This window comes from Amycolatopsis sp. PSD-21, from assembly GCF_055561455.1.
Genome location: NZ_CM145712.1, coordinates 1,043,356 through 1,060,041, shown reverse-complemented (window position 1 = coordinate 1,060,041; position 16,686 = coordinate 1,043,356). Strand labels below are relative to the sequence as shown.

Annotated in this window: 19 protein-coding genes; 8 read left to right on the top strand and 11 right to left on the bottom strand. The window is 68.3% G+C overall.

What is annotated here, in order from left to right:
• The 10 genes from ACZ1DY_RS05500 to ACZ1DY_RS05455 form a co-directional block, all read right to left on the bottom strand.
• Window positions 1-633, bottom strand: a complete 633-nt coding sequence (locus ACZ1DY_RS05500; RefSeq protein WP_465485828.1) for a DUF3558 domain-containing protein — start codon at window positions 631-633, stop codon at window positions 1-3.
• Window positions 617-1,330, bottom strand: a complete 714-nt coding sequence (locus ACZ1DY_RS05495; RefSeq protein ID WP_465483767.1) for a WXG100 family type VII secretion target — start codon at window positions 1,328-1,330, stop codon at window positions 617-619. The genes ACZ1DY_RS05500 and ACZ1DY_RS05495 overlap by 17 nt, the downstream gene beginning before the upstream one ends.
• 2 nt (window positions 1,331-1,332) lie before the next feature.
• The gene (locus ACZ1DY_RS05490) at window positions 1,333-1,686 is read right to left on the bottom strand and encodes a hypothetical protein (protein ID WP_126735168.1); all 354 of its coding nucleotides are present in this window, start codon (window positions 1,684-1,686) and stop codon (window positions 1,333-1,335) included.
• On the bottom strand, window positions 1,683-1,991 hold the full coding sequence (locus ACZ1DY_RS05485) for a YbaB/EbfC family nucleoid-associated protein (RefSeq protein ID WP_465483766.1): 309 nt from the start codon (window positions 1,989-1,991) through the stop codon (window positions 1,683-1,685). Before ACZ1DY_RS05485 ends, ACZ1DY_RS05490 begins: the two co-directional genes overlap by 4 nt.
• Window positions 1,988-2,410 (bottom strand): YbaB/EbfC family nucleoid-associated protein, encoded by a 423-nt coding sequence (locus ACZ1DY_RS05480; protein ID WP_465483765.1) that lies wholly within the window; start codon window positions 2,408-2,410, stop codon window positions 1,988-1,990. The genes ACZ1DY_RS05485 and ACZ1DY_RS05480 overlap by 4 nt, the downstream gene beginning before the upstream one ends.
• Window positions 2,411-2,575: 165 nt before the next feature.
• Window positions 2,576-3,073, bottom strand: coding sequence for a 5-(carboxyamino)imidazole ribonucleotide mutase (gene purE / locus ACZ1DY_RS05475; protein ID WP_126735171.1), 498 nt, complete (start codon window positions 3,071-3,073; stop codon window positions 2,576-2,578).
• 13 nt (window positions 3,074-3,086) lie between these two features.
• On the bottom strand, window positions 3,087-4,271 hold the full coding sequence (locus tag ACZ1DY_RS05470; RefSeq protein ID WP_457958046.1) for a 5-(carboxyamino)imidazole ribonucleotide synthase: 1,185 nt from the start codon (window positions 4,269-4,271) through the stop codon (window positions 3,087-3,089).
• A gap of 13 nt (window positions 4,272-4,284) precedes the next feature.
• Window positions 4,285-5,490, bottom strand: coding sequence for a glycosyltransferase 87 family protein (locus tag ACZ1DY_RS05465; protein ID WP_465483764.1), 1,206 nt, complete (start codon window positions 5,488-5,490; stop codon window positions 4,285-4,287).
• Window positions 5,465-6,817: a glycosyltransferase 87 family protein gene (locus ACZ1DY_RS05460; RefSeq protein ID WP_126735174.1), complete on the bottom strand. Its 1,353-nt coding sequence runs from the start codon at window positions 6,815-6,817 to the stop codon at window positions 5,465-5,467. Before ACZ1DY_RS05460 ends, ACZ1DY_RS05465 begins: the two co-directional genes overlap by 26 nt.
• A gap of 81 nt (window positions 6,818-6,898) precedes the next feature.
• Window positions 6,899-7,771, bottom strand: a complete 873-nt coding sequence (locus tag ACZ1DY_RS05455) for a PleD family two-component system response regulator (RefSeq protein WP_126735175.1) — start codon at window positions 7,769-7,771, stop codon at window positions 6,899-6,901.
• A gap of 257 nt (window positions 7,772-8,028) precedes the next feature.
• On the opposite strand from ACZ1DY_RS05455, the gene ACZ1DY_RS05450 reads away from it, so the two are divergent.
• From ACZ1DY_RS05450 to ACZ1DY_RS05415, 8 genes are all read left to right on the top strand, one after another.
• Window positions 8,029-10,275: a sigma-70 family RNA polymerase sigma factor gene (locus ACZ1DY_RS05450; RefSeq protein ID WP_465483763.1), complete on the top strand. Its 2,247-nt coding sequence runs from the start codon at window positions 8,029-8,031 to the stop codon at window positions 10,273-10,275.
• A 10-nt stretch (window positions 10,276-10,285) separates the two neighbouring features.
• Window positions 10,286-10,786: a GtrA family protein gene (locus ACZ1DY_RS05445; RefSeq protein ID WP_126735177.1), complete on the top strand. Its 501-nt coding sequence runs from the start codon at window positions 10,286-10,288 to the stop codon at window positions 10,784-10,786.
• Between the two features lie 252 nt (window positions 10,787-11,038).
• Complete coding sequence (locus ACZ1DY_RS05440; RefSeq protein WP_465483762.1) at window positions 11,039-11,578, top strand: GtrA family protein; 540 nt, start codon at window positions 11,039-11,041, stop codon at window positions 11,576-11,578.
• Between the two features lie 247 nt (window positions 11,579-11,825).
• Window positions 11,826-13,184, top strand: a complete 1,359-nt coding sequence (locus ACZ1DY_RS05435; RefSeq protein WP_465483761.1) for an MDR family MFS transporter — start codon at window positions 11,826-11,828, stop codon at window positions 13,182-13,184.
• A gap of 11 nt (window positions 13,185-13,195) precedes the next feature.
• Window positions 13,196-14,032: an SDR family oxidoreductase gene (locus tag ACZ1DY_RS05430; RefSeq protein WP_465483760.1), complete on the top strand. Its 837-nt coding sequence runs from the start codon at window positions 13,196-13,198 to the stop codon at window positions 14,030-14,032.
• A 269-nt stretch (window positions 14,033-14,301) separates the two neighbouring features.
• A complete protein-coding gene (locus tag ACZ1DY_RS05425) occupies window positions 14,302-14,949 on the top strand; it encodes a response regulator (RefSeq protein WP_126735181.1) in 648 nt (215 codons plus the stop codon).
• Between the two features lie 135 nt (window positions 14,950-15,084).
• A complete protein-coding gene (locus ACZ1DY_RS05420) occupies window positions 15,085-15,717 on the top strand; it encodes a helix-turn-helix transcriptional regulator (protein WP_034304824.1) in 633 nt (210 codons plus the stop codon).
• Between the two features lie 4 nt (window positions 15,718-15,721).
• Complete coding sequence (locus tag ACZ1DY_RS05415) at window positions 15,722-16,135, top strand: hypothetical protein (RefSeq protein ID WP_465483759.1); 414 nt, start codon at window positions 15,722-15,724, stop codon at window positions 16,133-16,135.
• Here ACZ1DY_RS05415 and ACZ1DY_RS05410 read toward each other — a convergent pair.
• Window positions 16,113-16,625, bottom strand: coding sequence for a hypothetical protein (locus ACZ1DY_RS05410; protein ID WP_321183683.1), 513 nt, complete (start codon window positions 16,623-16,625; stop codon window positions 16,113-16,115). The two genes, ACZ1DY_RS05415 and ACZ1DY_RS05410, sit on opposite strands and share 23 nt — an antisense overlap.
• Window positions 16,626-16,686: the final 61 nt, after the last annotated feature.

Sequence of the window (16,686 nt, the reverse complement as noted above, 5' to 3'; positions counted from 1 at the left end):
TCAGCGGCCGCGGAGGTTGCCGATCACGAACTCCGCGGCCTTGCGCGCCCCGGCGCACGAATCGTTTCCCCAGTACTGAGAACCACTCGGGCCGTTCACGACATACTCGACAAGCATCATTTCCGTGTCGCTGATACCCAAGTACAGATCACAAGCCCCAGAAATATACCGCGGCGTGTACTCGACCACGGGTATTCCATCGATGGACAACTCGCGCCAGCCTGGATACTGTTGCGGATTCCCGTCCTTGACCTCAACCAGTTCTGCCAGGTTGTTCGGCTTCACTATGGCGTGATAGATCCCCAGGCTCGGACTGTTCGGAGCGCTCCACGTACATCCGAGCATACCGTCCTTGCCACCACCCCTGGTCACCTTCTCCGGCGGGTCGACGATGAACGCGGCAACCTGCTCGGGCTGCAATATCCCACACGGGAACCGGGAAAAGTCGGCACTGCGCAGGGGCTTTTCAACGGGGGTGATCGGGATCGCAGGCCCGGCTTGCGCCGCCGCCGGCTGGCCGCTCAGGATCGGCTTCGGCTTCCCGATCCCACAACCCGCAACGAGCAGTACTCCCGCGAGAATGCCTGCGATGCGAGCAGGTTTTCGCTTTTCACCGTCACTCGGGAACAGCATCAGGCTCAATCTTCCACTGCTTCTGGTCATCCACTCCCGAACTCGGTGACATATCCGGTATTTCGAAGAAATTGGTCGCGATCTGCTGGAACCCGACGGCAGCCCCGTAGAATTTGCCCGTCTGCTCGACCGCCGCCCCTAGCAAAGCAAGGAAGTTCTCGACCAACGTGCCGAACGCCTCGACGATGGTGTCGATCACGTCGCTCCACACGATCGCGTTAAGCCCCGGAACAACCGAGGCGGCGGCCGCCAGCAGCATCTTGATGTCGATCGTCGCGAGCCGTCCGGCGCAGACACCGAGGAATTCGATCGCCCTCGCGTAAGTATCAATGACAACCTGGGCGACTCCCACCAGAAGGCCGGACAACGTGCCGACGGCCTCCTGCTCCTTTTCAAGTGCGCTCGTCACCCTGGACGCGTAGGCCGAGAACTGGTCCGCGGCGCGCCCTGTCCAAGTACCCGCCAATGATTGGGTAGCACTTTCGAAATCACTTCGAGCGTCGTGAATCGTCTTGTTGTTCGCGAACTGGAGAGCCATCTCCTGAATTCGCACAGGGTTACCAAGAAGTCGATCTCGAACATCATCCAAGAGCTGCAGGATATCCGGGCGCCCGACGAAGGGAAGGTTGGCGAATTCGCGAATCTTGGCATCGGCGGCGTGCGGATATTCCGGCGGAGCACTGACCTGGCCACTCATGGTCAATTCGCCTCCTTTTCAATATCGCGGAGTCGCTTGTAGTACTCTTCGTCCTGGGCTTCGTAGTAGTCCGCAGCCTTATCCAGCGAGCCACCCAGTGATATCAAGCGATCGAAGTTCCTCCTGCTCTTGTCCTGCAAGTCGACTATCATGTCGCCGAACGCCTGCACGACATTCACCCGGTCACCGAGCATGCCGACGTCTTGTGGGCCCAGAACCAGCCCACCCAAATCGCGGTCGGCGAAATCGCGGAGCAGACCAGCCGCGTGATAGACGTCCTCTGTTGTCTTGCGCAGCGATTCCGGGTAGACCTCGTAACCTGAATCGCTGGACCCGAGCGGGTCGGGGAAAGTCAACTCTCCACCCCCTTGGAAGCTTTCGCGATCATCTCTTCACGTCGGGCGGATGCCGCGTTTTCCGCATCGTTGATCGCCCGAAGGACGTGGCCGGCAAGGCTGGCACCGGTTTGCATCACTGCCGTATCCCGATCGAGATCGACTGAAATCAGCGCTCCAGAGCCGTCTACGGTAACGGTGCCCAGCCCGGCTCCGATTTCCCTGCTCAACGGCATCGCACGACCGCTTTCCGCGGCCCGTTCAACGGCAGTGACGCGTGCGTCGATCTCCTTGGCGAGGTTGTAGAGCCGATCGTAAGGGTTCACCAGCGACCATCCGAGTCGTCGTCGGAGAGGAAGTCCAGCTCCTCGTAGCTCTCCTCGTGAATGGGGTCATCGGCTGCTCGCCGCCGCGGACTCGACGTGGGCTCGGGCCGCACTGGCTCCGGCTCAGGCGGCGACCAGGATCGAGCCGGCTCCCGCGTTGGCGGTGGCTGCAAACCGAACAGCGCACTGAGCTCAGGCACAGACGCCTCGTGCGCCACACCACGAGCCGCTCGGACCGCCTGCACGATGCTGCTCCCGAGATTTCGTATATGTGCTCCGTCGAGTGCGAAATCGGCGATTCGCAGGTCGACCAGCGCCCCTCGACCGGTAACGGTGACCGTCACAGACCGATCGATGGACTGACTGGTGTGCCTGGCGGCGGCCAGACGGGCATCCAGCTCACCGGCTTGCGCGCGCATCGCTCGAAGATCTCGTGGCGCATTCACGCGCGCATCACGACGTATGGCATTACGCTCCCTCCCCCACTACGGCCCTTAGACCGATAGTGCCCGGATCGCACTTTACCGTGACGATCTTCGAGCGCAAGTGTGTGCGAAAAGCCCAGGAGAGGACGAAATGCAGATTCAGCCTTCGACGCGTTTGCGCAAAGCGGCGTCCTTGTCGAGCACCAGCTGCTCAAGATCCGCCTGGAACCGCGCCATCTTCGCCTGAAGCTCCTCATCGGACGCGGCGAGGATGCGCACCGCGAGCAGGCCCGCGTTGCGCGCTCCGCCGACCGAAACCGTCGCGACCGGGACGCCCGCGGGCATCTGCACGATCGAGAGCAGCGAGTCCATGCCGTCGAGGTACTTCAGCGGCACCGGCACACCGATCACCGGCAGCACCGTCGCCGACGCGACCATGCCCGGCAGGTGCGCGGCACCGCCGGCGCCCGCGATGATCACGCGCACACCGCGCGAAGCGGCCGAAGTCGCGTAGTCGAGCATCCGCTGCGGAGTGCGGTGCGCCGAGTAGACCCCGACCTCGTACTCGACGCCGAACTCGGCCAGCGCCTGCCCGGCCGCTTCCATCGTCGGCCAGTCCGAATCGCTGCCCATGATCAGGCCAACCTGCGGCGACATACTCAGTAACTCCCTAGTGGATCTCGTAGCCGTCGAGCCAGACGGCGTGGGAAAGCCAGTGCGCGGCGAGCAGCGCGCGGTCGCGCAGCTCTTCCATGCGGTCGCCGACGAGGTTGACGTGGCCGAGTTTGCGGCCTGGACGCTCGCCCTTGCCGTACAGGTGGACACGGACGTCTGGGTACCGCGCGAACAGGTGGTGCAGCCGTTCGTCCGGGCCCATCGCCGGGGCCTCGGGCGCGCCGAGGACGTTCGCCATCACACAGGCGGGAGCGATCAGGTCGGTCACGCCGAGCGGATAGTCGAGCACGGCACGCAGGTGCTGCTCGAACTGCGAAGTCTTCGAGCCGTCCTGGGTCCAGTGGCCCGAGTTGTGCGGGCGCATGGCGAGTTCGTTGACCAGCAGGCCTTCGTCGGTCTCGAACAGCTCGACGGCGAGCAAGCCGGTCACGTTCAGCGTCGCGGCGATCCGCAGCGCCAGGTCCTGCGCCTCCTGCGTGCGCTCGCGGCTCAGCCCCGGTGCCGGGGCGAGCACCTCGGTGTTGATCCCGCCGGACTGCACGGTCTCCACCACCGGCCACGCCGCGCCCTGCCCGAACGGCGACCGCGCCACGAGCGCGGACAGTTCGCGCCGCATGACGACCTTTTCCTCGACCAGCAAGGGGGTTCCGGCGTCGAGCAGTTCGGGGACGGTCTCGCGGGCGTGCTGCGCGGTGTCGAGCATCCAGACACCGCGGCCGTCGTAGCCGCCTTGCGCCGCCTTGAGCACCACCGGCCAGGAGTGCTTGTCGCCGAAGGTGATCACGTCGTCCACAGAGGACACTTCGGCGAAGGCTGGGCCGGGGATCTCGAGCCCGGCCATCATCTCGCGCATGACGAGCTTGTTCTGCGCCATCGACAACGCGGCCGGGTCGGGCCGGATGGTGACGCCTTCCATCGCGAGCGTCAGCAGATGCTCGCCGGGCACGTGTTCGTGGTCGAACGTCAGCACATCGACCCCGGCGGCGAACGAGCGCAGCGCTTCGAGGTCGGTGTGGTGCCCGTGCACGACCTCGCCCGCGACGAGGCCGGCGGATTCGTTCTCCCCGGCGGCCAGCACGCGCAGGGACTGGCCGAGGGAGATCGCCGCCTGGTGGGTCATCCTGGCCAGCTGTCCGCCGCCCACCATGCCCACGATCGGAAGACCGGTTCGTTTGTCCATAACGGTGTGCAGATTACTTGGCCGCCACCGCCACGACCTGGGCGGACCCGCGTCGCAGCTCCCGCACCGCCAGGCCTGTGATGGCGATCGCAGCCGTGAGGACGTAGACGTTCCCGAGCAGCGACCAGCCCAGCCCCCAGCCGAACTCGGTCTCCCCGCCGTTGGGCACGAACATGATCAAGCCGCTCGCGAACAGCACCGCGACACCCGCGGCGGGCACCCACGATCGGCGGACGACGAGCAGGACGAGCAGCGGCACCGTCCACACCCAGTGGTGTGACCACGACACCGGCGAGAGCAACAGCCCGTAGAACGCGGTCACCAGCAGCGCGCCGACCGGGTCGCCGCGGCGGTGCAGGCGCACGACCAGCCAAACGGCGGGGACGGCCAGGACGGCGGCGACGGCGATGGCGACCGCCAGTGACCACGACGCGAGTTCCGAAGCGCGGTTCACCAGTCCGTTGAGTGACTGGTTGAAGATCCAGTGCACGGAGCCGACCCGGCTGGGGTCGGTCGCCGATTCGGTCCAGAACCGGACGGCGTCACCGGGGATCACCGCGAACATCACGGCTTCGAGCGCGACGAACGTGCCGAGCGCCCGCAGCGCGTCCTTCCAGCGGCCGGTGAACAGCAGATGCGGCACGAAGATCAGCGGGGTCAGCTTGATCGCCGCCGAGATCCCGATCAGCACCCCTGCCCAGCGCGAACCGCGCGCGGAAAGCACGAGGACGTCGAGGACGATCAGCGCCATCAGGATGAGGTTGATCTGCCCGAGGAAGATCGTCTTCCACACCGGTTCCAGCGCCAGCGCTCCCGCCGTGGCCAGCGGCAGTACCCACCACCGGGTGATCGGGGCGCCGCAGGCACGGGCGGCCACGGAGATCACGACGCTCAGGCAGACCACGGAGAGCGCGCCGACCACACCCCAGGTGAGCCCGGCCGGGACGATCGCGAGCGGCAGGAACAGCGGCGCCGCGGCCGGGGTGTAGGTGAACGGCAGCAGCACCCACGGAGGCAGCGTCGTCAGCGCCTCGCGGGTGTAGAGCGGTTCACCCTTCAGCAGCGTGAGCGCGCCGGCGCGGTAGACGGCACTGTCCGCGCCGAGGTGCCATTCGCCGAGCCACGCGACGACGCCGAGCGCGAGCATCGCCAGAGCGAGCGCACCCGCCAGCGTGATCCCGACGAGCCGGGCCTCAGCCGCCGGACGCGACTTCAGCATGCTTTTCGGTGTCCGCGGTGCCGCGCTTCCGGCGCAGGTACCACCAGCGCCCGGCCAGCGCCGCCGCCAGCACGAGCGGCATGAAGATGTACGCGCTGCCGAGGATGTTCTGCCACACCTGCCAGTGCAGCTCGACGTTGCGGCCGTTCGGCAGGATCAGCAGCACACAGCTGATGAAGACGAAGAACACCGCGAACGTGCCGAGCCAGCGTTTCCACGCGGTGGCGGGCGTCGTCTTCGGCAGCCGCGAGACCAGCAGGACGACCAGCGGCGCCACCCACACCCAGTGATGGGTCCAGGAGATCGGCGAGATCAGCAGGATCCAGAAGGCCGTCACCAGCATCGCCGCGAGCGCCTGGCCCTTGCGGTGGAAGCGCAGCACCAGCCAGATCGCCGGGATCGCGAGCAGCGCGCCGATCCCCATCGCCGCCTTCGACGCCCAGGGCGCGAGCTCGGTGAAGCGGTTCATCAGCGCGTTCAGCGACTGGTTGCCCGCCCAGTGCACCGGGCCGATGCGGCCGGTGTCGGGCAGCGTGTAGGTCCAGTACCGGGCCGCGTCGTGCGGGATGATCAGGAACATCAGGCCCTGCATCGCGACGAACGTGACGAGGCCGCGGACGGCGTCCATCCGGCGGCCGGTGATGAACAGATGCCCGAGGAACACGATCGGGGTGAGCTTGACCGCGGCCGCGACGCCGACGAGCACGCCGCCCCAGCGGCTGCCCCGTGCCCCGATGACCAGGATGTCGAGCATCACCAGCGCCATCAGGATGATGTTGATCTGGCCGAGGAAGATCGTGCGCCACACCGGCTCGAGGCCGAGGAAGACGAGGAAGAACGCGATCGTCGACCGGGCGGGCGAGGCCCACCAGCGGGGGCCGTCGGTCGACGGCTTCGGCAGCGCGCCGATGGCGATCCGGACGCACAGCGCCAGCGCGAGCAGCGAGACCGCGGTCAGGAGCCCCCAGGCGACCTGCGTCGGCACGATCGCGAGCGGGATGAACAGCAGCGCGGCGGTCGGCGGGTAGGTGAACGGCAGCAGCGCCCACCACGGCTCCACCGGAAGTGTGTTCGCGTCGTACAGCGGGTCGCCGTTCAGCAGCGTCTCGGCGCCGGCGCGGTAGACCGCGCTGTCCACGCCCAGCACCCACTCGTGCTGCCAGCCCCAGATACCGAAACCGATCGCGACCAGCGGGATCACCGACAGGATCAGGATCGATCTCGGCCGGACGGACAAGCGGGCGAGCGACTTCCGCAGCGACAATCGATGCTGCGGGCGGCTCGCCGAAACGTCGCCGTTGGCGTCGGCGGGAACAGTCCGGGTCACGCGAACAGGAAATCATGAACCGGGTCGTCCCTGGTCGACAGGGTCGGCCGTGACCTGGAGAACGTCTTACGCTACTCCGCGTCAGGAGCGCGCGAGCGTGCCGAGGAGATCGCACGCCAGTTCGTAGGTCGCCGGGAGCCGGACCGCCGAAATCTGCGGACGGCCGGTGTCCCGCAACTGGGCGTCCACGGAAAGCCGCTCGTTGAGCGCCCTTCGCAGCGCGACGCCGGACGAAGCGAGCCGCACGTCCTTCGGCACGAGGGCGCCCGCGACCGAAGGCCCGATCGAGGCGACGCTCTCCCCGCCGTCGAACACCTGCTTGAGCGCGTCCGCGACCAGGATCATCCCGGTCAGCCGCGGCCAGCCCGCGACCGAGCTGAAGTCCATCGAGACCACGAGCAGCGTGTGCGCCTCCGCGACCGGCCGCTCTTCGCGGCGGGCCTGGCGGTACAGCTCACTCAGCCGGGTCCTCAGGTAAGCGGCGGTGGGCAGCCCGGTGAGGGGTTCGGTGACCTCGGTGTTCACCAGCTGATCGGTCGCGACGTCCGCCCAGGCGAGCGCCGTCACCCTCAGCAACCGGGAGGGGGTGGAGTCGACATCCGGCGCGAGGAAACCGTCCACGGCGTCCGGGTCGGCGAGCACGGCGTGCAACGCCGCGAGGTCCGCGAGCGTTTCGGCGAGCCCGGCACCCGCGGCGGCCCGTGCCCGGCCCAGTCCCGCGAGGGCGGTCTCCGCCACTTCGGCGGGCGCGACCCGGCCGTTCTTGATCACCGCAGCGCAGACGGCGTCGACCTCGGGGAGACCCCAGTCACTCGGGAAACGCCAGCCCGCGGCCAGGCTGGCGGTCCGCCAGCGGGCCCGCAGTGCGCGGAGCGTGCGATCTCGTTCGAACCGGTTCCAGGCGGCTTGCCCATCGGATCCCCCGGACGGCGCACCGGTGGCCGGTACGTCCACTGCCCACCGCCCCTTTCCGTTCCGATCTTTTCGATCTTGCGATCGCTTCACGGTGGGGACGCCCGTCGACGCCGCGCGTGACGGCGTTTTTCAAGGATCTTTCCGAACTCTTCGGTAACCCAGGGCGGGTGATGGCGTTGCGCCCTCCGGGTCATCGAAGGGACCGCGAGGTGACGTGCGTCGCCCTGTCCGTCACACTGAGCGTGTTCGGGCGTTTAAGACAGTAGACCCGCCGAACCAGCAGATGAAGGAGCCCCGTGTCCACCGTTCCCGCCGATCTCTCCGGTAAGAGTGACGCCGAGCTGATCGCCGAGGTGCGTGACGGGAAGATCGCGTCTTACGGAACCCTTTACGAGCGCCACGCCGGCGCGGCGCACAACCTCGCCCGTCAGCTCGCCCGCTCGAGTTCCGAGGCCGACGACCTCGTTTCGGAAGCCTTCGCGAAGGTGTTGGACACGCTGCGCGGCGGCAAAGGCCCCGACGCCGCGTTCCGCGCGTACCTGCTGACAGCGCTCCGGCACACCGCTTATGACAAGACGCGCAAGGACAAACGCGTCGACCTGAACGAGGACATGTCCGACGTCGGCGGTGCCGTCGGCGAAGCGCTGACCGTCCCCTTCTCCGACACCGCCGTCGCCGGGCTCGAGCGCACGCTCGCCGCGAAGGCGTTCGCCAGGCTGCCCGAGCGGTGGCAGGCGGTGCTGTGGCACACCGAGATCGAGGGGCAGACGCCCGCCGAGGTCGCCCCGCTGCTGGGCCTGACCGCGAACGGTGTCTCCGCGCTCGCCTACCGCGCCCGTGAAGGTCTGCGGCAGGCCTATCTGCAGGTCCACCTGGCCGAGAACTCCGCCGAACGCTGCCGCGCGAGCGCGGACAAGCTCGGCGCCTGGACCCGGGACGGGTTGTCCAAACGCGAACGGACCCAGGTGGAGAACCACCTGGACGAATGCGAGAAATGCCGCGCGCTGGCCGCGGAACTGGCCGACGTCAACACCGGTCTGCGCGGGATCATCGCGCCGATCGTGCTCGGTGGCGCGGCTCTCGGTTACCTGGCGACGACCGGGGCGGGCAAGGCGGGCGCGGTCACCGCGGCCGCGACGGCCGCCGCGGCGGGTTCGAGTTCGGGCGCCGCCGGTGCCGCCGCAGCCGGACCGCGCCAATTCGCGGGTGTGGCCGGATCGGGCGCGGCCATCGTCGCCGCCGTCGCGGTGGCGCTCGCCGCCGGTGGCGGCACGCAGGAGATCCCGGCCGCCGCCGCGGTCGCGCCGCCCGCCGCGGCGCCCGCACCCCCGCCGGCCGCTCCGCCCCCGGCGCCTCCGGCCGCCCCACCCCCGGCACAGCAGCCCGTGCCGCCCGCTCAGCAGGCGCCGCCTCCGGCCCAGGCCCCGGCGCCTGCTCCGGCTCCGGCTCCGGCTCCCGCACCTTCGCCGACGGACCCGGCGCGTCCGTCGATGTCGGCGTCGACCCCGGCCGGTGGGGTCCAGCTCAGGCCCGGTGAACCGGCCAACCTGCCGATCACCGTGCGCAACGACGGTGGAGCGAAGTCCGAGCCCGTGGCGGTCTCCCTGAATCTTCCGCAAGGTGTGCGGGCCGTTCCCGCCGGAGGTGGCGGCGCGATGGGCGCCGACGGCTTCCGGCAGCAGGCGCCCGCCACGATCGCGGTGAGCTGCCCCGGCGGCACGGGAACGGTGACCTGCCGGACCGGTACCGGCCTCGAACCGGGCCAGTCCGCGGTGCTGACGTTCCGGCTGCTCGCGGACGAGACGGCCAAGGACGGCAGCGTGGTCCGAGGATCGGTGACGGCGGGGGCGCAGATCAACGTCCGGGTCGAGGTGCAGGTCAAGGTGCCGGCACCACCGAAACCCCCGGAGCCGCGGGACGACCTCACACTCACGGCCAGGAGCGTCGGCCTGTCCGGGTTCCCCTGGAACCGCAACCCACTGCTGAACATCAGCGTGAAGAACACGGGCGAGACGACGAAGCCGGTGACGATCACGCTCGATCACCGCATTCTCTACTCGTCGAGCTTCTCCGGCATCCGATGCACTCCGACCGGCGAAGGTGCGTCGTGCACTTCGCGTGGCTCGCTGGCTCCGGGGCGCCAGGCGAACTTGATGGTGACGTTGAAGGGCCGTCCGCCGGCGCATGTCCCGGTGACGGTGAACGCCACCCTCGGCGCTGCTAAGGCGAAGCCGGTCGAGGTCTACTTCGACTGCTGGCACCACTGGTGTGACGACGACGCGCTGCTTCCGTCGACCACGGTGCCTTCGCTGCCTTCGGTCACCTCGAAGCCTTCGGGCGCTCCGGATACGACGAAGCCCGGGCGGCCAGGGTGGCCTGTTCCGACGAAGAAGCCTCAGACGTCCGTGTCGCCTTCGGCGCCTGCACAGCGGGAGCCGTCCCAGCCGGCGGAGACGACCACGACCACGAGCGCGCCGCCGCAGCCCGGCAAGTCCAAGCCGTCCACGCGGCCCAACGGAGTGGTCGACCGCATTTTCCAGTAGCGTCGCCCGCATGCGGGGGAAGCATCGCGAACTGCTGCGGTTCGTACTGGTCGGTGGCGCGAGCTTCGTCATCACGATGACGATCACCTACGGGCTCAAGTTCACCGTGCTGACCGACAAACCGGTCACCGCGCTGGTCATCGGCGTGCTGGTGGCGACCGTTTTCTCGTACGTCGCGAATCGCGAATGGTCCTTTCGCAGCCGCGGCGGACGTGAGCGAGCCCATGAGGCGGCGCTCTTCTTCCTGCTCAGCGCGATCGCGCTCGGCCTCAACGCGCTTCCGCAGCTGGTTTCGCGGTACGTGTTCAAGCTGGAGCAGCCGTATGTCGGGCTGCTGACCCAGGAGATCGCCGACTTCGTCAGCGGCGTGATCGTCGGCACCCTGCTCGGCACGGCTTTCCGCTGGTGGTCGTTCAAGAAATGGGTCTTCCCGGAGGCGGACGCGCGGCCGCGGCTCTTGCGCGGTGGCGGCCGGGAGATTTCCGGCATTCCCGACGATTCGGCCGCCTGACCTGTCAAGTGGTAGCAAAGGTCCCTTGCTCTCTTTTCGCAAGGCGAGGCACGTCGCGAAAGCCACTTTCGCGACGTCTGATGTCCCGAAAGTGGCTTTCGCGACATGATCGCCGGGGCAGGGGCGGGGCGAGCGACGTTGCGAAGCGAGCGGGTCAGTCAGGGTCGCCACCGAATCGCCCAAAGCGTCATATATCGCGCTGTCCATCCCCTGCCGACCCGTTCGGCGGGCGACGCGAATTAGACTGATCTGGTGACCATGGTCGAATCCGTCCTTTCCAGGACGCCCGAGCCGCTCCGATCCGTGCTGATCAAGCACCGTGAGCTGTTGAAGTTCGCGATCGTGGGCGGCACGACGTTCCTGGTCGACAACGGCGTCTGGTACCTGCTGAAACTCAGCGTGCTGGAGTCGAAGCCGACCACGGCGAAGGCCATCGCGATCATCGTCGCGACGATCGTGTCCTACATCCTCAACCGCGAGTGGTCGTTCCGGACCCGCGGCGGCCGCGAACGGCATCACGAAGCGGCGCTCTTCTTCGTGATCAGCGGCATCGCCGTGGTGGTCAACCTGATCCCGCTCTACACGTCGCGCTACATCTTCGACCTCGAAGTGCCGCACGTGACGCGGTTCGTCCAGGAGCTGGCGGACTTCACCAGCGGGTCGATCATCGGCATGCTGCTGGCGATGTTCTTCCGCTTCTGGGGTTTCAAGAAGTGGGTCTTCCCGGATGAGCTGGGCAAACGCCGCCGGGACAGCGACGAGCCGGACGACGACGTCGTTCCCCTGCGCTAAGTACTTGTCACAAGACATGTGATTGTCTAAGGTCATCCATGTCAACGTTCCTTCACTGATGACGCCGGCCGGGTTCGTACGGTCGAGCGGGACGAATCCGAGGTGATCGCCAAGCGCGAAGAGGACCGCATCCGGTTCGGATGACGGTTGAGCCTTTTCCCGTCTTGGCGGGGATCCGGGGCTGCTTTCGAGCACTGCTCCGCGTCCCTCGCGTTCCCTCGTTTCTTCCAGTGAATGGATCTCTTCCTTGAGCACCGCTCTCGGCGCGCCGCCGCGCGCCCGAAACACCCTTGCCCTGGTCGGGCTCTTCGCCGCCGTCTTCCTGGCGATGCTCGACGCCCAGGTCGTCGCGACCGCGCTGCCGCGCATGGTCGGTGAACTCGGCGGCGCCGCGTCGTTCGCCTGGGTCACCACCGCCTACCTGCTCGCGGGCAGCGTCAGCGCGCCCGTCCACGGAAAACTCGGCGACCTCTTCGGCCGCAAGCGCGTCGTGCTCGCCGCGATCGCGCTGTTCGTCCTCGGCTCCCTCGCCTGCGCGCTCGCGCCGACGATGCCGCTACTGATCACCGCCCGCGTACTTCAGGGCATCGGCTCCGGCGGCCTGTTCGTCGCCGTCGCCGCGATCATCGGCGAACTGTTCCCTGGACGCGAAGGCGCCCGCTACTTCGCCTGGTTCTCGATCTGCTTCGCCGGCTCCTCGCTCGCGGGCCCTATCGTCGGCGGTGTCCTGACCGACCTCGCGGGCTGGCGGTCGATCTTCGGCCTCAACGTGCCGATCGGGCTGGCCGCGTTCGGTGTCGTCGCGCGCTGCCTGCGCCTCGAACGACGCCGGACGACCGCGCCGTTCGACCTCGCGGGCATCGTCGTGCTCTCCGGCGCGATCGTCGGCCTGACCCTGGCGACGCCGCTGTCGGCCACGATCGGCGCGGCGCTGCTCGTCGCCTTCCTGCTCATCGAACGCCGGGCGGCCGAACCGGTGATCCCGCTCCGGCTGTTCCGCTCCAGGACGTTCAGCCTGAGCGTGCTGGCCAGTGCCGCCGCCGGGTTCGTCTTCCTGGGTTCGGTCAACTACCTGGCGCTCTTCCTGCAGACCGCGGGCGGCGCCGGGCCTTCGGAAGCCGGGCTCCTGCTGCTGCCGATGACGCTCGCGGTCGCCGCGTCGTCGATGGTCGCGGGCCGGGTCATCGCCAAGACCGGCGCCTACCGCTGGGCACCGATCCTCAGCATGGTCCTCGGCCTCGCCGCCGCGCTCGCGATGTCCACAATGGACGAAATGACGCCGCTGCCGCTCGTCGTCGCCTACCTCGTCGTGTTCGGCGCGGCGGCCGGGCTCAACATGCAGGTGCTCTCCATGGCGGCGCAGCAGAACGTCGCCAGGACCGATCTCGGCGCGGTTTCGGCGACCGTCGGTTTCCTGCGATCCCTCGGCACCACGGCCGGGCTGACCGTTTTCGGCGCGGTGTTCACGAACGCCTTCACCGACGACAGTCCCGCCGGTTACTCGTCCGCGCTGAACGGCGTGTTCTGGGTGATGGTCCCTGCCCTGGCCTCCGGGCTCGCCGCCTCCCTCTTCCTGCCGCGCGTTTCGTTGCGGCACCACCACTAAGGAGTCCTTCGATGATCCTCGTTCTCGGTTCCACCGGCAAAATCGGCCGCGAGCTCGTCCCCGCGTTGCTGGACAGGGGCGCTCGCGTGCGCGCCCTGACGCGCGACCCCGCCCGCGCCCGGATCGATCCGCGCGCCGAGGTCGCCGCCGGTGACCTCGACGCCTTCGACCCCGCGCTGCTCGACGGCGTCGACCGCGTGTTCGTCTTGACCTCCGGGCACGGCTCGGACCCGCTCACCCAGGAGCGGGCCGTCCTCAAGGCCGCCACCGGCGTCTCTCACGTCGTCAAGCTCTCCACGACCGGCGTCCACTTCGGACAGACCGACCCCATCTCCCTCGTGCACGCCGAGGCCGAACGAGCCGTCCGCGAAGCCGGGCCGGACTGGACGATCCTGCGCCCCGGCACGTTCATGGACAACCGGTTCGCGTGGCTGCACGCCGTGCGCGGCGACGGGGTCGTCCGCGTCCCCGAAGGCGACCCGGCGTCCGCACTGGTGCACGTCCGCGACATCGCCGAAGTCGCCGCGACCGTGCTGACCACCGACGGTCACGCCGGCAGGACGTACCCGATCACCGGCGGCGAAGCGCTCACGACGCGGCGGCAGGTCGAGATCCTCGGCGAGGCGCTCGGGCGGCCGCTGACGTACGTCGAAGAGCCCGAAGCCGCTTCGCGGGCCAGGATGCTCGGGTACGGCTGGCCCGCTTCGGCGGTCGATGGGCTCTTCGAGCTCAAACGGCAGTCGGCCGGCAACGAGGAGGTCGTGTTCGACACCGTTCGCGAGCTGCTCGGGCGGGAGCCGCTGACGTTCGCGGACTGGGCTCGGGAGCACGTCGGCGTCTTCGCCTGACCTGCGGAAAGGGAGCAAGGGACCTTTGCTACCACCTGGCTCCCGCCTGTCCGTGAAGGCCTCCTTACCTACCTTCAGGGTAGGCAAGGAGGCCTTCACGGACTTGAGACCTGAACTTGCGCCGAAAGGGTTAATGGGTTGGGCGAGCCACCGCGATACGCGATACTCATCAGGCGTTTAATTTCCGCCGGTCCGCTGTCCGGACCACGCGTTGTCCGCCGAGCGGCCCTCTCGCTAACGTGCCGCGTCGGGGAGACAGGGGGAACCGTATGAACGAACGCCTTCGCGTGCTCGTGGTCGACGACCATCCGCTGTTCCGGTTCGGGGTCTGCACACTGCTCGCCAACGAACCGCTGGTCGACGTGGTCGGTGAAGCCGCGAGCGGCGCGCACGCGATCAGCGCGGCGAGCGCGCTCAGGCCCGACGTCGTGGTCATGGACCTGCATCTGCCCGATATCAGCGGCGCCGAAGCGACCCGGCACATCGTCGCCGAACGGCCGGAAGTCGGTGTGCTCATGCTGACGATGGCGGACGAGAGTGAATCCGTTTTCTCGGCGATGCGGGCCGGAGCCCGCGGATATCTGCTGAAGGACGCGGAGCCCGACGAAATCATCCGCGCCGTTCACGCCGTCGCGAGGCGCGAAGCGATCTTCGGGCCGGACATCGCGACGCGCGTTCTCGGCTTCTTCAACCACGCGCAGCCGAGCACGGACACGGTGTTCCCGGAACTCACCGTCCGCGAACGAGAGGTCCTCTCCCTCATCGCGGGCGGGCACAGCAACACCGCCATCGCCAGCACTCTCTGTCTCAGCCCGAAAACCGTGCGGAACCATATTTCGAACGTCTTCAGCAAGCTCCACGTCGCGGATCGCGCCGAAGCGATCGTCCGTGCCCGCGAAGCGGGGTTGGGCCGGTGAAAAAGCGACCCCGATAAGGGCGGCTTTTCGGGCAATTCCGGGACTGGAGTCCCATGCGCTCGGGACACCTCACCCGGCAGGGTGAGTAGCGCGAGGGGTGGGACCCTCGCACCGTTCGAGGGGAATGGGAATCACATGTTCGAACCGAACAGGACACCGGTGGTCGTCCGCGCCACCGATCCGATTTTGCACAACGGCGTCTGCATGACGCTCCGCTCCCGTGACGACGTCTGGCTGGTGGACGGGGAGACCGCCGACCCGACCATGGTGGCCCTCCTGGTCACCGACCGCCTCGACGAGGCCATGACGCAACTGCTGTCCGCACTGCACCACCAAGGATTCACCCGCATCGTGCTCATCGCGGGTGAAGTCGACGACAACGAGATCCTCAGCGCCATCGAGCACGGTGTCTGCGCGGTCGCCCGCCGGTCCGAAGCGGGCGCCGACGTCCTGGTCCGGCTGATCAAAGCGGCCGCGGCAGGCGAAGGCGCGCTGCCGCCCGACCTGCTCGGCAGGCTGTTGCACCGGGTCTCGCGGCTGCAACGCCAGGTGCTGCAGCCGCGCGGCCTGCATTTCGGCGGCATGAGCAGCCGGGAGACCGAGGTGCTCAAGCTGGTCGCGTCGGGGTTCTCGACGCAGGAGATCGCCGACCAGCTCTGCTATTCGCAGCGCACGGTGAAGAGCATCCTGCACGACGTGACCAACCGGTTCCAGCTCCGGAACCGCTCGCACGCGGTGGCCTACGCACTGCGTGAGGGATTGATCTGACCCCGTGATCAGCCAGGTCGACGAGGCGTTGTGCCTGCTCATCGCGCCCCATCTGCCGGAGGGGACGGTGGTCCGGCTGGATCCGCCGAAACCCACCTGGCAGACCGAGACGCGGGTGTCGAGCGTCGACCTGTTCCTCTTCGCCCTGCACGGCGCCGGCCCGGGAACCGGCGCCGTGCGGGGGCAGCGGTGCGAACTGTCCTATTTGGTCACCGCGCAGGCGGACAAGGTCCGGGACGAGCACACCCTGCTCGACCGCTCGCTGCGGATCCTGCTCGGGACGGAGTTCCTCATGGTCGGCGACCAGCAGGCGCGGATGGCGCTCGGGCGAACCGATCCGACCGGGCTGTGGGCGGGCCTCGGCCTGCCCGCCCGGGCGGCGTTCGTCGTCACGGTCACGGCGGAGTACCGAGACTGAGCACCGAGGACCGCCGCAGGACCACCCCGCCGATGGACGAGAGCTGTCCGCCGAAGAGCTCGCACCATTCGGCGGCCGTCTCGGGCAGGCCGCATTCACCGGCCCGCTTCGCCCATCCCGCGCGGACTTCGAGGCGGTAGCCGAGGATGCCGGTCAGGGTCAGCCCGTTCCGGCTGGCGCCGACGCCGCACATGCCCCGGTAGAGCCGGGCGTCCGGCGGCCGGAATTCGGCGCTCTGCTGGACGAACCGGTGTCCCGCCGCCCCGGTCACGGTCGCGACCGGGGTGTCGATCCCGCTGACGAACAGCCCTTTCGACAACAGATCCAAGGCTTCCGCCTCCATCCGCTCCACCACGCCGGGCGGGCGGCGGCACGCGTACAGCGCACCGTCGAAGGACAACCCCACGGTGACCGCCACCTTGCCGATCTCCAGGGTCGCCGCGGCCACCGGACTCACCGGCGGGTGGTACCGGAACGCCGTCGCACGCACCCCTCGAAGGTAGGTCGGCGCGCTTCCGTGGGCTTGCCCGATCGGGACGTCCTTGGGGAGG

Coding starts and splice junctions, on each gene's coding strand:
- ACZ1DY_RS05500 (WP_465485828.1), bottom strand. CDS start 633: ATGCTGTTCCCGAGTGACGGTGAAAAGCGAAAACCTGCTCGCATCGCA.
- ACZ1DY_RS05495 (WP_465483767.1), bottom strand. CDS start 1,330: ATGAGTGGCCAGGTCAGTGCTCCGCCGGAATATCCGCACGCCGCCGAT.
- ACZ1DY_RS05480 (WP_465483765.1), bottom strand. CDS start 2,410: ATGCGCGCGCAAGCCGGTGAGCTGGATGCCCGTCTGGCCGCCGCCAGG.
- purE (WP_126735171.1), bottom strand. CDS start 3,073: ATGTCGCCGCAGGTTGGCCTGATCATGGGCAGCGATTCGGACTGGCCG.
- ACZ1DY_RS05470 (WP_457958046.1), bottom strand. CDS start 4,271: ATGGACAAACGAACCGGTCTTCCGATCGTGGGCATGGTGGGCGGCGGA.
- ACZ1DY_RS05465 (WP_465483764.1), bottom strand. CDS start 5,490: ATGCTGAAGTCGCGTCCGGCGGCTGAGGCCCGGCTCGTCGGGATCACG.
- ACZ1DY_RS05445 (WP_126735177.1), top strand. CDS start 10,286: ATGCGGGGGAAGCATCGCGAACTGCTGCGGTTCGTACTGGTCGGTGGC.
- ACZ1DY_RS05430 (WP_465483760.1), top strand. CDS start 13,196: ATGATCCTCGTTCTCGGTTCCACCGGCAAAATCGGCCGCGAGCTCGTC.
- ACZ1DY_RS05425 (WP_126735181.1), top strand. CDS start 14,302: ATGAACGAACGCCTTCGCGTGCTCGTGGTCGACGACCATCCGCTGTTC.
- ACZ1DY_RS05420 (WP_034304824.1), top strand. CDS start 15,085: ATGTTCGAACCGAACAGGACACCGGTGGTCGTCCGCGCCACCGATCCG.